We start from the raw sequence: 13,623 nt of genomic DNA, 5'->3' as shown, positions 1-13,623 counted from the left end.
ATGGGTCACGCACCAAACCGCGTGCGGTGCAGCATCCGGCGGTTGCGCGGATCGGGGTTCGGAACCGCAGAGATCAGACTTTGGGTATAGGGCTCGCTGGGCCGGGTGCAGATCTGTTCGGCAGCGCCGGTTTCAACGATGCGGCCCTTGTGCATCACCGCGACCCGGTCGCAGAAATACCGGACCACCGAAATGTCATGCGCGATGAACACAAAGCTCAGGTCGAGCCGCTTTTGCAGATCGAGCAGCAGATCCAGCACCTGCGCCCGGATCGACACGTCAAGCGCCGAGGTCGCCTCGTCCGCGATGATGACGCGCGGATCCAGCGCCAGTGCGCGCGCAATCCCGATGCGCTGACGCTGGCCACCGGAAAACGCATGCGGATAGCGTTCCATCGCCGAGCGTTCCAGACCGACCAGCTCCAGCAGATCCCCCACCCGCGCCTCCAGCGCCGCCCCCTTCAATTTGCCCGCCACGATCAGCGGGTCGGCAATCACCTGCTTGACCGTCATGCGCGGGTTGAGCGAGGCAAAGGGGTCTTGAAACACCAGCCGCACCGCCGAGCGATAGCGCGCCAGCGCCGGGCGCGGCATCGTCGTCACCTCATCCGGCTGGCCATCGCCCTGCCACAGGATACTGCCACCCGACGGCTCGATGATGCGCAAAAGCATGCGCCCTAGCGTCGTCTTGCCCGAGCCGCTTTCGCCCACGATCCCAAGGTTTTCACCGGGCCACAGGTCAAGGCTGACATCATCGACCGCCTTGATCGCAAAGGTCTGCTGGCCCCGCCAGTTCGTGGCGCCAAACCCCTTGGACAGCCCGCGCACCGACAAGAGCGGCTGCCCGGTGGTTGCGGGGGCTGCGCGCTTGGCGGCGGTATCCAGGCGCTGCGTCGCCGCAAGCAGCTTTTGGGTATAGGGATGCTGCGGCGCGTGGAAAATCGCATCCACCGGCCCTTGCTCGACCACCTTGCCCCAGCGCATCACCGCAACGGAATCGGCCACTTCGGCCACCAGCCCAAGGTCATGGGTGATCATCAGCATGGCCATACCACGCTCGCGCTGCAGCCGGGCGATCAGGTCCATGATCTCGGCCTGCGTCGTGACATCCAGCGCCGTCGTCGGCTCGTCCGCGATCAGGATGTCGGGATTGCAGGCCAGCGCCATGGCAATCATCGCGCGTTGCCGCATGCCGCCCGAAAATTCAAAGGTATAGCGGTCGGCCATCTGTTCGGGATTGGCAATCTCCACCTGCCGCAACAGCTGCACCGTTTCAGCCTTGGCCTCGGCCTTGGTCATCTTGCGGTGCAACAGCAGGGCCTCGACGATCTGCGATCCGATGGTATGCACCGGCGACAGCGACGACATCGGCTCTTGAAAGATCAGGCCGATCCGCCCGCCGCGCACGGCCCGGATCTCGCGCCCGTTGGCGGCCAACGTATCCAGACGCAGCGCGCCCTGTGGCCCGTTCAGCGTGATGGTCCCGCCCGACACCCTGGCCTGCGGGTCGATCAGCCGCAACAAGGCCCGCGCCGTGACCGATTTGCCCGACCCGCTTTCCCCCACCAGACACAGCGTCTGCCCCGGAAACAGATCGAAACTGACATCGCGGACCGCGTGCAACACATGGGTGCGCAGGTGAAAGTCGATGCTCAGCCCCCGCACCGACAGCAGCGGCTCTGCTCCCGCCACGGCGACTGTCCGGGATTTCGGGGGAATGGACTGCGTGTTCATCGGCATGCTCATGTTTCATACGGGTCTGCGGCGTCACGCATCCCATCCCCCAGAAAGTTGAACGCCAGCACGGTGACAACCACCGCTCCGGCAGGCCAGATCAAAAGCCAGGGCGCTGTCGCCACGGTGCGGATGTTCTGCGCGTCCTGCAGCAGCACGCCCCAGCTGACCACCGGCGCCTTGAGCCCGATCCCCAGAAACGACAGCGCGGTTTCGGCCACGATCATCGTCGGAATGGCCAGTGTAACGACCGCAAGGATGTGCGAGGTCAGCAACGGCAGGATGTGGCGAAAGATCACCCGCCCCCGGCCCGATCCGTCCAGAATCGCCGCAGTGACGAAATCCTCGCTGCGCAGGGCCAGAAACCGCCCCCGCACCTCGCGCGCAAGCCCGGTCCAGGCCAGAAGCGAGACGATCAGCGTGACCACGAAATAGACCGTGACCGGCGACCACGCGATGGGCACCGCCGCTGCAAGGCCAAGCCAGAGCGGGATCGTCGGCATCGCGCTGATCACCTCGATGATCCGCTGGATCACCAGATCGGTCCAGCCGCCGAAATACCCGGACAATGCCCCAAGGACGACTCCGATCAACAGGCTGGAAGCAACGCCGATCAGGCCGATCGACATAGAAATCCGGGTGCCGTGGATCAGCCGGCTCAGCAGATCGCGGCCAAGGCTGTCGGTGCCCAGCAGGTTCATCGGCTGCGACGGGTCAAGCGGGCCGACCAGATGCGTGTTCATCGCGAACAGCCCCCAGAGCCGATAGGGTGTGCCTTCGACAAACAGGCCGATGGGAATGACCGACCCCTCGTCGATGGCGAATGACCGCCGCAACGATGCCGGGTCCACCGTCATGGTGTAGCCCTTGACGTGCGGCTGCCACGACCAGCCGCCATCCGCATCGCTGACAAACAGGGAAATGCCCTGCGGCGGCGCATAGGTAAAGCGGGGCTGGGCCAGCGTCGGCGAGGTCGGGGCAAGGAACTCGGCAAAGAGGCCGACAAAGTAGAAAAACAGAACCACAATGCCAGCGGCCACTGCCACCTTATGCGCAAAAAACTTCTGCCGGATCAGCGTCCATTGCGACGACACCGCAATCTTGCCGGAGTCCATGCCGGGCCGAAGCGGGCTGATCGCAGGCCCCCGCTCTTCGGTGATGCGATGCGGGCCATCCTCTGGCAGCGCGGTGGAGGGGTAATCAAGATGCGTCATGTGAAGCGTATCCGCGGATCGAGAAGGGCCAGCAGCACATCCGAGATCAGCATGCCGATCAGGGTCAGCACCCCCATCAGAAGGATGAAACTGCCGGCCAGATACATGTCCTGACTGACCAGAGCGCGCAGCAACAGCGGCCCCGCTGTGGGCAGATTGAGGACGATGGCGGTGATGGTGACACCGGAGATCAGGTTGGGCAGCACCCAGCCGATGGCCGACACAAACGGGTTGAGCGCGATCCGCACCGGATAGCGCATGACCACCGTGAACTCTGACAACCCCTTGGCCCGCGCCGTGACCACATAGGGCTTTGACAATTCGTCGGTCAGGTTGGCGCGCAGAATGCGGATCAGCGCCGCAGTGCCCGAGGTGCCGATCACGATGATCGGGATCCACAGATGCTTGATCAGATCCCAGACCCGCCCCCAGCTCCAGTCCGCGCCGATATACTCGGGCGAGAACAGACCGCCGACGCTTTGGCCAAAGTACTTGTAGCTGACATACATCAGCGTCAGCGCCAGAATGAAGTTGGGAATGGCAAGGCCAAGAAAGCCGAAGAACGTCGCCACATGGTCCCCGACCGAGTGGCGGTGCACGGCGGAATAGATGCCGATCGGCAGTGACACCGCCCAGACAAAGACCAGTGCCGCAAGCGAGATCGCCAGCGTTGATCCCATGCGATCCCAGATCAGATCACTGACCGGGCGGCCCCATTCAAAGGAATAGCCAAAGTCGCCGCGCAACACGATCCCGGTGATCCACTTGAAGTATTGCACCGCCATCGGATCATCCAGACCATAGGTCGCCCGCATCCGCGCGATCTCTGCCGGGTCGATGGTCTGTCCGCTGTCCGACATCGAGGCCAAGAGCGATGTCAGATAATCCCCCGGGGGCAACTGGATGATAAAGAACGAAATCAACGAGATGCCAAACAAGGTCGGGATCATCAGAAAGATCCGTTTGACGATATAGACCCACATCAGCCGGGTTCCTTCCATGTCAGATGTACGGCTTCGAGGATCTCAATGCCGGGCACGGTGACAATGGCACGCCCGTCGCGCAACTCAACCTCTGCTTGTTTTGCCGAAATCAGCAACTGCGCCGTTGCGCGCGTGATCCCCTTTGGCACCGCAATCGACACCTCATGCGCCCCAACCGGATAGATGTCGCGGATCGGCGCTTTCCACATCATCGGATTGGTCAGATTGACCAGCGTGACCAGACAGGCCCCCGGGGCCGTCCGCACCCCGACATCCAGCACACCCGGCCCCGCCACCTCGACCATCGACGGCCCGCCCAGCACCCAGCGCACCGCATTTTCCATCAGACGCTGATGATCCTGCGCCAGAACCTCCCAAAAGGTGGCACCGATATTCCAGGGGATATGCACGGTACGACCGCCCGCTGCAGTCTCGCGGGTGACGACTGCAGGATCGGTGGCCGACAGGCGCGGATAAACCTCCTCCATCGGCAGATCGGGAAAGTCGGGCACGGTCAGGAACGGCGTCTGGGTGCCCGGCTCCGCCGCGACCGCGACAAGCCGCAGGCCCCCGATGATCCGCTTTGCCCCGTCATACCCTGCGTTGACGGGATGGCTGCCCGACAGCTCGACATAGGTGTTTTTCACCGGCCCGCGCGGCGCGGCGGTCATCCGGGTGCCCAATACCTCCGCCAGCCCGCACTCAGCGCGCGGCGTGCCGTCTTCGGTCGCCAGCGCAGTTTCCCCCGCCACAACCAGACTGCCGCCCCGCCCGACCCAATCTGAAATCAACGCGCATTGCGCATCTGACAGGCAGCGCGCGTTGGGCAGGATCAGCACCCGGAACCGGTCGAGCATTTCGGGCGTCATCGCATGGTCTGATACGAATTCAAACGACAGCCCCGCCTCGACCAGCGCGTGACAAAAGCCTTTCTCATCCGCTTCGGCTGCGTCCCGCTGCCGCCAGTCGTGCAGGCGCAACGTGGTGGTGGCATCCAGAATGGCAATTTCACAGGCCGGCTCCGTCGCGTCCAACGCGGACTCGATCCTGGCATGCAGGTCAAACCCGTCGGCAACCGGCGCGATCCAGCGCGGGTCGGGGATCACCCCGTTGAACTTGGTGAACCACGGCAACATCCCATGCGCGGCCCCATCCGCGATCCAGCTGGTCATCTCGGGCCCGGTAGTGACCGAGTCCTTCCAGCGGTGAACCGGCTCCTCCGGCCCGACCGAGGTGATCAGCACCACCGGCCGGTCCCGAAACGTCGCGCGGATACGCTTGGCGTTGCGCCCGGCCATCCACATCGGCTCCAGCCCGTGGCGGCCCTGATGGTCGACCACCAGAAACGGACAATGCGCCTCGATCGTCGCAAGGTCGAACTCCATCAGCGACGCCCCGCCCATATTGGGGATGAAGCTTGCATTGGGCCGGACCGCCTGCACCGCCCGGTCCCAGTCCACAACCATCGTCGTCAGCCGCTCCCGCCGCCACGCCACCCAGGCACGCCAGCCCGCATCGGCCGGATCGCTCGCCTGTGGCAGATCGTGGCCCGAGGCGTCGCGGAATTTCCGCGCGCAACTCTCGCAATAGCAGATGCCGTGACCCTGCCAGCGATTGGCAAAAACGGCGTCCACATCATAGTCGCGCACAATTTCGCGCACGATTTCGGGCATGTACTGCGTGTTGTAATCGCCATAGGCGCAGGTCACCCAGACATCGGGATAGGCCCAGTGCCGGCGCGGCTGGCCCGCCGCATCGACCGCCACCCATTCCGGATGCGCCGTTGCCGCATCATCATGGATCGCATGCGGATCGACCCGCGCCATCACATGCATGTCCAGCGCCCGCGCCCCATCGACCAGCGCGCCGAACGGGTCGGTGTCGCCCAGCCACTTGCTGCGATAGTGATAAGGCACCTTGGTCGGATAATAGGCGACATAGCCCCCGGCACTCAGGCAGGCGGCATTCGATCCGGTGCGCCGGAACACCTCGATCCATTCATCGACATCGAATTTGACCGGATCATCCTCGGCCAGGGTCAGCTGCGTCCAGCGGGTTGCCCCGCGATACCAGTCAGGGGTGCGCAGCAGGCGTACGGAATCGATGGCCGTATCGGGCATGGGTCTACTTTCGATTGAGGAACGTCGATCAGGGATCGGACGGAAAGGGGACGCGCAGCCGCCGGGAGGCGACGGGCCGCGCGCCCGGCAGGTCAGCGGCCTGCGCGTCAGGTCTTGAAGAACTGCTCTGGCCGCGAGGGCCCCGGTGTGGGCCAGCCAAAGCTGTTGGGCATCACATCCATGGTGTTGACCATGTTGTTCTTGACCACCCCATAGCCATCCGCCGGCAACGAGACGCCGAACACCAGAAACTGATCGGCCGCCACGTCGAGGATCTCGGCCATCCTGGCCTGCTGCTCTGCCGGGTCGCCGGTGGCCAACAGGGCGCGATAGCGGTCCATCTGCTCTTTGATCGCCTGCGGCGGCTCGATCGCATCGGGATTGTCGGGGGTGGTGAAATACAAGGCCCAACCCGGCGCATAGATCGAGTTGCTGCTGAACGGAACAAAGTAGCGCGGATCCAGCATCGCGGCGATGCCCGAGTTGGCCCCGAACTGGTGCGCCGAGGCGTCAAAGTCGCGCCCGTTGCGCACCCTTGTTTCCCACAGCGACCGGTCCATCGTGCGCATCTGCGCCGCCACACCCACCGCCTCGAACATCGGCAGCGCCAATTCGAACATGTCGACAAAGGTGGTCCGGGTCTGGTCAATCTCAAAGATGATCGACAACCGCCGCCCCGCAGGGTCAAGCCGGTACCCTGCGCTGTCCCGCTCGGGCACAATCGCATCCAGCATCTCATTGGCGCGGACCGGATCATATTCGGTAAACTGCTGCGCCAGCCGCTCATTATACAGCGGATCGCCTTCGATGATCGACGGTTGCGCCGGGGCGCCCTGCCCCACAAACACCGCGTCAATCAGATCCTGCCGGTTGATCGCCAGCGACAGCGCCTGCCGGAACTCCAGCGTGTTGAACAGCGTGTTCTTGACCTCATCAGTGTGGTTGAGGTTCAGGCAGAACACCATCACATTGGCCGCCGTCTCGCGCAGGGTATAGAAATGATAATCGCCGCTCTCTTGCCCGTCGAACAGCACAGGCTTGTTCGTCGGAGTCGCAATGTACTGATCCATCATGTCGATTTCGCCCTGCAGGGTCTTGAGCAGCAGAACCTCGGGGTCAGCGACCATCTGATAAACGACGCGGTCAAAGTACGGCAGTTGCGTGCCTGCGGTATCGACCTTGAAGTAATAGGGATTGCGCACTGCAATCGCCCGCTCGGTATCCTCGCCCGGGGCGCTGGTGAACATCCAAGGATTCAGGGTCGGGCGTTTTGAGTTCTGGAAGTGGACGTTGTCTTCCGCCAGCCCATGTTCCCGCGCAAACAGCGCGCCCCAGCCCTCAAACCCCTGCGCCTGTGCCAGCGCGTTCGCCTCGGGGTTATAGCGGATGTGAAACTGCTTGAGGTAATGGGCCGGTGCCCGGGTCAGCTGATCCTGATTTGCCCAGGCCAGCCCTTGCGCGAAAAACCCGTTGGGCGAGGTAAACACCACGCGGAATGTGGTTTCATCCACGACTTCCAGCGTGCCCAACACGCCGTCCGCCTGCCAGAAGCTCTGACCATTGGTCGAGCCGCCTTCGGGGTCGGTGAAGATGTCTTCATACCAGAACCGGATATCCTCGGTGGTATAGGGCTGGCCGTCAGACCATTTGTGGCCTTCGCGCAGCTTGAAGGTATAGACCGTGGAGTCTTCGTTGATCTCATAACTTTCCGCAACGTTAGGTTCAATGCCAGTCCAGTCTGGCGTGAATCGCACCAGCGGCTCATAGGACTGATACCGGATCAGCATCGACAGCGACCCACCGCCGACCAGCGCGTGGTTCCAGGTGCCACCCTGCACCCCAGGTCGGTCGGTTGGTGTTATGATCAAAGGATTTTTGGGCAATCTCTCCTCAAGATCAGGCAAGTCTCCGCTCTGTGCAAAGACCGGAAACCCACCCAACGCCATGCCTGCAAGGGCGGTTGTCGAGACAATAAAGCCGCGTCTGCCGATCCTGTTCATGCTGTTCCTCCCAGAACGAAATCATTTTCCAGTTCCCTTTCAGCATCGAATAAGTAATACCGTTAGGTAAAGCGTTATGTAAGTTTGAAAGTTTCTGCATTAGCAAACGCCTATAAGTTTGTTATTCAAGAAACTTGCGCCGGATGCGCCGCAATGCGGCAAGACAAGAGGTGCCGGATGAGCAAGATCACCCTGCGAATCATCGCTGAAGAAACGGGTCTTTCCAAATTCGCCGTCTCACGCGCGCTGTCCGGCAAACTGGGGGTGAGCGAGGAAACCCGGGCCCGCGTCACCGCCGTGGCAGAGCGGCTTGGCTATGCCCGGCCAGAACGCCCGCCCGTGGTTCAGACCAGCACCATCGGCGCGGTCTTTGCCAATGAGGATCCGGTGAATGGCGAAATGAACATCCAGATCCAGAATGGCCTTCAAAGTGAGGCGGCACGGCTTGGCTATACGATCCATGCGCACTGGGCCTCGGACCCACGCGATCTGGCGCGGTTCATCGAGCGGTGTGCGGGGATATTCTCGGTCAACATACGTGACAAGGCCGCACTGGCGCAGATCAACGCCAGTGGCAAACCCGTGGTGCGCGCCGGCTGGCTGGAGCCGCTTGAGCAGGTGGACCACGTCGGCGGCACCGACCGCGAAGCCGGTGTCGCGGCCGGGCGCTACCTGTTCGACCTTGGTCACCGCGAGATTGTCTTTGTTCACGGCGACATCGACCTGCGCGGTCGCCGCGAGCGCTGGCACGGGTTGCAGGAATTTGCCTCTGCCACCCCCGGCCTGACCTGCCATGATCTGACCTGGGGCGAAGACAAAAGCTTTTCCGACGGGCTGGATCAGATCCTTGCGGCGGGCGGGCGTCCGACCGGGTTTTTCTGCGGCCATGACGGGATGGCGATCACCGCCTATACCGACATCCTGTCCCGCGGCTGGCGTATTCCGCGCGACGTGTCGGTGGTCGGGTTTGGCGATTTCAGCGCGGCAACACAGGTCAGCCCGCCACTGACCACGATGAAGATCCGCGCCTCTGAATTCGGGCGCAACGCGGTCAGGCGTCTTGACGCCCGGTTGCGCAACCCGGACGTTGACTTTGCACCGGTGCGCATGTTCGTGCCCAATATTCTGATCGAACGTGGCTCTGCCGGGCCTGCACCGCAGCAACCATAAGGCTGACCGGTTCTTCATCAGCGCAGACCCGGTACCTTTGCATGCGCTCACCCCAGACGGGGGGCGCCGCAGGCTGTCGCGACAGAACAAACCCCGCCCGCAGAGACGATCCATGTTCGCACGATCCTCTGTCCCCTGCCCCATTCCCTCATGCGGTGATGAACTCTTTTACAAACGGGGATGCTGGTCTGGCGCGGATGTCCTGGGGTTTGCCGATCTGTTCGATGCGGCCCATCGACATGACGACGACCAGATCGGCCAGTTCCATGGCCTCTTCCTGATCATGGGTGACGAAGATGGTGGTGAGGCCGGTGGTGTCGTGGATGTCGCGCAGGCCCTGGCGGAGTTCACGGCGGACCTTGGCGTCGAGCGCGCCGAAGGGTTCGTCGAGCAGCAGCATGCGCGGCTCGATGGCCAGCGCGCGGGCGAGGGCCACGCGTTGGCGCTGACCGCCGGAGAGCTGGCTGGGGTAGCGCGCGCCGATGTCGGGCAGCTGGATCAGTTCCAGCAGCTTGGTCACGCGGCGGGCGATTTCGGCCTTGGTGGGGCGGGCAGCGCGGGGCCGGGCGTTGAGGCCATAGGCGATGTTGTCAAACACCGTCATGTGGCGGAACAGGGCGTAGCTCTGGAACACAAAGCCCGCGCGGCGCTCCTGCACGGTCAGGCCGGTGGCATCCGCCCCGTCGAACAGCACCCGGCCCGAGGTGGGGAACTCCAGCCCGCCCAGGATGCGCAACAGCGTGGTCTTGCCGGAGCCGGACGGTCCCAGGAGCGCCACCAGCGCGCCCGATGGCAGCGACAGCGACACCGGATGCAACGCCGCAGTGGTGCCGAAGGATTTGGAGATTTCGTCGATGTCGATGTGCATGGGGGCTCTCCTAATGGCGGTGCGTGGCGGCGAGTTGATCGGCATGGCGGAGTTCCAGGGCGGTTTTCAGGAGCAAGGTGACGAGGGCCAGCAGCGTCAGCACGGCGGCAAGGGAGAAGGCCGCGACCGAGAGGTATTCGTTGTAGAACATCTCGATGGTGATCGGCATGGTCGCAGTCTGGCCCCGGATCTTGCCCGAGACCACCGCGACCGCCCCGAACTCCCCCATCGCGCGGGCGTTGCACAGGAGCACACCGTACAGAAGCGCCCAGCGGATGTTGGGCAAAGTCACCGTCCAGAACGTGCGCCAGCCGCTTGCGCCCAGCGTCAGTGCCGCCTCTTCCTCGGCGCGGCCCTGTTCGATCATCACCGGGATCAGCTCGCGCGCGACAAAGGGGAAGGTCACGAACATGGTGGCGATGACAATGCCGGGCAGCGCAAAGACGATGGGGTAGCCGTTGGCGACCAGCCAGCCGCCCAACAGCGAATTGGTGCCGAACATCAGCACGATGCACAGGCCCGCCACCACCGGCGAGACCGAGAACGGCAGGTCGATCAGGGTGATCAAAAACGCCTTGCCGCGGAAGTCGAACTTGGTGATGAACCAGGCCGCCGCGATGCCGAAGGCCGCGTTCAAGGGCACCGAGATGGCGGCGATGATCAGCGTCAGCTTGATCGCTTCGAGCGCGTCGCGGTTGGCCAGAGAGGCCACAGCCGCCGCCCAGCCCCGGGCCAGCGCCTCGACAAAGACCGCAATCAGCGGGGCGGCGACCAGCAGGCCCATCCCGGCGGCGGCGAGGCCGATCAGCAGCCAGCGGGCCAGCGGGGTTTCCTCGGTGGCCGAGCGGAATTTCAGGATGGTGGTGTCAGACATAGCCAATCCTCCGGCGGCTCCAGACCTGTATCAGGTTGATCAGCAGCAGCATGGCAAAGCTGATCAGCAGCATGGCGATGCCGATCGCGGCAGCGGCGTCATAGTTGAACTCTTCGAGCTGGATCACGATCAGCAGGGGCGCGATTTCGGTGACGAGGGGGATGTTTCCGGCGATAAAGATCACCGAGCCGTATTCGCCCACTGCCCGCGCCAGCGACAGGGCAAAGCCGGTCAGCGCCGCCGGGGCCAGCATCGGCAGGATGACATGGCGCAGGGTGTGATAGCGCGATGCGCCCAGCGTGGCCGAGGCCTCTTCAACCTCGCGCTCGATCTCTTCGATCACCGGCTGCACGGTGCGGGTGACAAAGGGCAGGCCGACAAAGATCAGCGCGATCAGGATGCCCCATTGGCTGTAGGCGATCTTCCAGCCGATGCCCGCCGCCAGCTGGCCAAACACCCCGTTCGGCGCATAAAGCGCCGTCAGCGCGATGCCGGCCACCGCCGTGGGCAGCGCAAAGGGCAGATCGACGGCGGCATCCAGGATACGCCGCCCCGGAAAGCGGTAGCGCACCAGCACCCAGGCCAAGAGCACGCCGAACACCAGATTGAACAGCGCCGCAAACAGCGACAACCGGAACGAGAGATACAGGGCCGCCCAGACCCGTTCGCGGTTCACGGTGGCCCAGACCCCGTCGAGACCGTAAGCGGCGCCCCGCCACAGAAGGGCGCCGATCGGCAACAGGACAATCAGCGACAGCATCGTCAGGGTGATCCCCAGGCTCAGCCCAAGGCCGGGCATCGGGGAGCGGTGGATAAGGGGTCTGCCCATCGGTTCGCCTTGTGTGACAGGGGGGCTCTGGCCAACGCGGGATGGCCAGAGCGTGCTTTCGCGTGCGTTACTTGGCGACGTAGATCTGGTCGAAGATGCCGCCGTCAGCGAAGTGGTCGGTCTGGACTTTGCCCCAGCCGCCAAAGCTGGCGATGTCGACCAGTTCGAGGTCCGGGAAGCGCGCCACATCTTCGGGGTTGGCGGCAGAGGCATCCCACGCGCGGTAGAAGTGCTTGAAGGCAAGCGCCTGACCTTCGGGGGTATACAGGAAGTTCAGATAAGCCTCGGCCAGCGCGCGCTGCGCGTCGGTCTTGATGTTGCCCTCGACCAAGGCCACCGGCGGCTCGGCCAGCACCGAGATCGACGGCACCACGATGTCGAACTGATCCTCGCCCAGTTCTTTCAGCGCCAGATACGCCTCATTCTCCCAGGCCAGCAGCACATCGCCGATGCCACGCTGGGCGAATGTCGTGGTCGAGCCGCGCGCGCCCGAGTCGAGCACGGGCACGTTCTTGTAAAGCTGGCCGACAAACGCCTGCGGGTCCTGCCCGTTCTTTTCCGCCCAGGCCCAGGCCGCCAGATAGTTCCAGCGCGCGCCGCCGCTCGTTTTCGGGTTCGGGGTGATCACCTCGACCCCCTCGGCCACCAGATCGCCCCAGTCGGCCAGACCCTTGGGGTTGCCCTCGCGCACCAGGAACACGATGGTCGAGGTGTAGGGGCTGGAGTTGTGCGGCAGTTTCGACTGCCAGTCGGCGGGCAGCTTGCCCGCCTCGGCCACCCGGTCGATATCGCCGGCCAGGGCAAGGGTCAGCACCTGCGCCTCCAGCCCGTCCACCACCGCGCGGGCCTGTGAGCCCGAGCCGCCATGCGAGGTCTCGATCACCGGCGCGGTATTGCCCTGTGCCACCCACCAGGCGCTGAACGCCTCATTGAACTCGCGATACAATTCGCGGGTCGGGTCGTAGCTGACGTTCAGCAGCGTTTCGGCCTGCACCTGAGCCGGGGCCGACCCGAGAGCCAGCACCGCCAGTGCCAGTGCCGACACCGCGCCGCGCACAAAGCGCGGCACCGGCCAGCCGGTCACCCGCTCGCGCCCGGTCTCGATCGTGACCCGGCCGTCGCTGTGCTCGGCAACGGTGAGGCCCTGTGCGGTCACCTGGCCCGCAAGTTTGATGGTGGTCAGCATGGATGTCTCCCTTGAGGGTGTGTTGGGGGTCTGCGGCGCCTGTCGCGCGGCAAAAAAGCGGGGCAGCACCGGGACAAGGCCCAGGATGCTGGAGGGATGGCCGTAAGCGTTCATCGCCGCACCTCCGGCTCGATCGGCTCGATGCGGGCCTCCCAGACCGACGGGTCGCGGCCCTGCATCAGCTCGGCGGCGGCCTCGGCGGGGCGGCGGGTGTACAGCGTCAGCGGCGTGCCGTTGATCCGGTGCGCCGCCCCGGTGCGGCGGTCAATCAGCCGCACGATGCAGGCCCGTGCGGTTTGAGCAGACTCTGGGCCTTGCATCATCGGCATGGCCCCGGCCCAGGTGGCGGCGGGATGGAATGCGGCAAAAGCGGCGGTCATCTGCAATCTCCTCTGGTCGGTTCGGCTCAGGTCCGGCCGGGGCGGATCACCGCTCCCGATGCCTTAATAACGACAGGACTAGTCGAGTATTGCAACGGAATATTCACGCTAAATGTAGTCGTGTATAGAGAAGATTATTCTCCGTCCCCGCGCGGGCCTTGCCGGGGCGGAGCAGCAATATGGATTTTATATCAGGAGCTTAGGACCAGATTCAGGCGCCGATGACCTGATCGGCCACCGCGCCGGAGCGCAGCATGTCTTCCAGC

General features: G+C 64.0%; 11 protein-coding genes. 1 reads left to right on the top strand and 10 read right to left on the bottom strand.

What is annotated here, in order from left to right:
* Positions 1 to 5: 5 nt before the first annotated feature.
* From J2X53_RS07490 to J2X53_RS07470, 5 genes are all read right to left on the bottom strand, one after another.
* A complete protein-coding gene (locus J2X53_RS07490) occupies positions 6 to 1,733 on the bottom strand; it encodes an ABC transporter ATP-binding protein (RefSeq protein WP_349036869.1) in 1,728 nt (575 codons plus the stop codon).
* 8 nt (positions 1,734 to 1,741) lie between these two features.
* Positions 1,742 to 2,947, bottom strand: a complete 1,206-nt coding sequence (locus tag J2X53_RS07485; protein ID WP_349036868.1) for an ABC transporter permease — start codon at positions 2,945 to 2,947, stop codon at positions 1,742 to 1,744.
* Entirely contained in the window at positions 2,944 to 3,930 is a 987-nt protein-coding gene (locus J2X53_RS07480; RefSeq protein WP_349036867.1) for an ABC transporter permease, read from the bottom strand. Before J2X53_RS07480 ends, J2X53_RS07485 begins: the two co-directional genes overlap by 4 nt.
* The gene (locus tag J2X53_RS07475; RefSeq protein WP_349036866.1) at positions 3,930 to 6,050 is read right to left on the bottom strand and encodes an alpha-amylase family protein; all 2,121 of its coding nucleotides are present in this window, start codon (positions 6,048 to 6,050) and stop codon (positions 3,930 to 3,932) included. The genes J2X53_RS07480 and J2X53_RS07475 overlap by 1 nt, the downstream gene beginning before the upstream one ends.
* 107 nt (positions 6,051 to 6,157) lie before the next feature.
* Positions 6,158 to 7,918, bottom strand: a complete 1,761-nt coding sequence (locus J2X53_RS07470; protein ID WP_349036865.1) for an ABC transporter substrate-binding protein — start codon at positions 7,916 to 7,918, stop codon at positions 6,158 to 6,160.
* Positions 7,919 to 8,227: 309 nt separating this feature from the next.
* Here J2X53_RS07470 and J2X53_RS07465 point away from each other — a divergent pair, with 309 nt between their 5' ends.
* Positions 8,228 to 9,220: a LacI family DNA-binding transcriptional regulator gene (locus tag J2X53_RS07465; RefSeq protein ID WP_349036864.1), complete on the top strand. Its 993-nt coding sequence runs from the start codon at positions 8,228 to 8,230 to the stop codon at positions 9,218 to 9,220.
* A 148-nt stretch (positions 9,221 to 9,368) separates the two neighbouring features.
* Here the strand turns inward: J2X53_RS07465 and cysA are convergent, their stop codons facing one another.
* The 5 genes from cysA to J2X53_RS07440 form a co-directional block, all read right to left on the bottom strand.
* A complete protein-coding gene (cysA, locus tag J2X53_RS07460) occupies positions 9,369 to 10,088 on the bottom strand; it encodes a sulfate ABC transporter ATP-binding protein (RefSeq protein ID WP_349036863.1) in 720 nt (239 codons plus the stop codon).
* 10 nt (positions 10,089 to 10,098) lie between these two features.
* Positions 10,099 to 10,962: a sulfate ABC transporter permease subunit CysW gene (cysW, locus tag J2X53_RS07455; RefSeq protein WP_349036862.1), complete on the bottom strand. Its 864-nt coding sequence runs from the start codon at positions 10,960 to 10,962 to the stop codon at positions 10,099 to 10,101.
* Complete coding sequence (gene cysT / locus J2X53_RS07450) at positions 10,955 to 11,791, bottom strand: sulfate ABC transporter permease subunit CysT (protein ID WP_349036861.1); 837 nt, start codon at positions 11,789 to 11,791, stop codon at positions 10,955 to 10,957. The genes cysW and cysT overlap by 8 nt, the downstream gene beginning before the upstream one ends.
* Positions 11,792 to 11,858: 67 nt before the next feature.
* Complete coding sequence (locus tag J2X53_RS07445; RefSeq protein ID WP_349037363.1) at positions 11,859 to 12,875, bottom strand: sulfate ABC transporter substrate-binding protein; 1,017 nt, start codon at positions 12,873 to 12,875, stop codon at positions 11,859 to 11,861.
* A 212-nt stretch (positions 12,876 to 13,087) separates the two neighbouring features.
* Positions 13,088 to 13,357 carry a hypothetical protein gene (locus tag J2X53_RS07440; protein WP_349036860.1) on the bottom strand — a complete coding sequence of 90 codons (270 nt, stop codon included), beginning with the start codon at positions 13,355 to 13,357 and terminating at the stop codon, positions 13,088 to 13,090.
* Positions 13,358 to 13,623 lie beyond the last annotated feature (266 nt).

The sequence above is a fragment of the Pseudotabrizicola sp. 4114 genome, assembly GCF_031457365.1.
Lineage (GTDB): Bacteria > Pseudomonadota > Alphaproteobacteria > Rhodobacterales > Rhodobacteraceae > Pseudotabrizicola.
Note: the sequence above shows the minus strand (reverse complement) of the source record. Positions and strands in the feature narration are given on the sequence as shown.

Coding starts and splice junctions, on each gene's coding strand:
- cysW (WP_349036862.1), bottom strand. CDS start 10,962: ATGTCTGACACCACCATCCTGAAATTCCGCTCGGCCACCGAGGAAACC.
- cysT (WP_349036861.1), bottom strand. CDS start 11,791: ATGGGCAGACCCCTTATCCACCGCTCCCCGATGCCCGGCCTTGGGCTG.
- J2X53_RS07465 (WP_349036864.1), top strand. CDS start 8,228: ATGAGCAAGATCACCCTGCGAATCATCGCTGAAGAAACGGGTCTTTCC.
- J2X53_RS07440 (WP_349036860.1), bottom strand. CDS start 13,357: ATGACCGCCGCTTTTGCCGCATTCCATCCCGCCGCCACCTGGGCCGGG.
- J2X53_RS07485 (WP_349036868.1), bottom strand. CDS start 2,947: ATGACGCATCTTGATTACCCCTCCACCGCGCTGCCAGAGGATGGCCCG.
- J2X53_RS07475 (WP_349036866.1), bottom strand. CDS start 6,050: ATGCCCGATACGGCCATCGATTCCGTACGCCTGCTGCGCACCCCTGAC.
- J2X53_RS07480 (WP_349036867.1), bottom strand. CDS start 3,930: ATGTGGGTCTATATCGTCAAACGGATCTTTCTGATGATCCCGACCTTG.
- cysA (WP_349036863.1), bottom strand. CDS start 10,088: ATGCACATCGACATCGACGAAATCTCCAAATCCTTCGGCACCACTGCG.
- J2X53_RS07490 (WP_349036869.1), bottom strand. CDS start 1,733: ATGAACACGCAGTCCATTCCCCCGAAATCCCGGACAGTCGCCGTGGCG.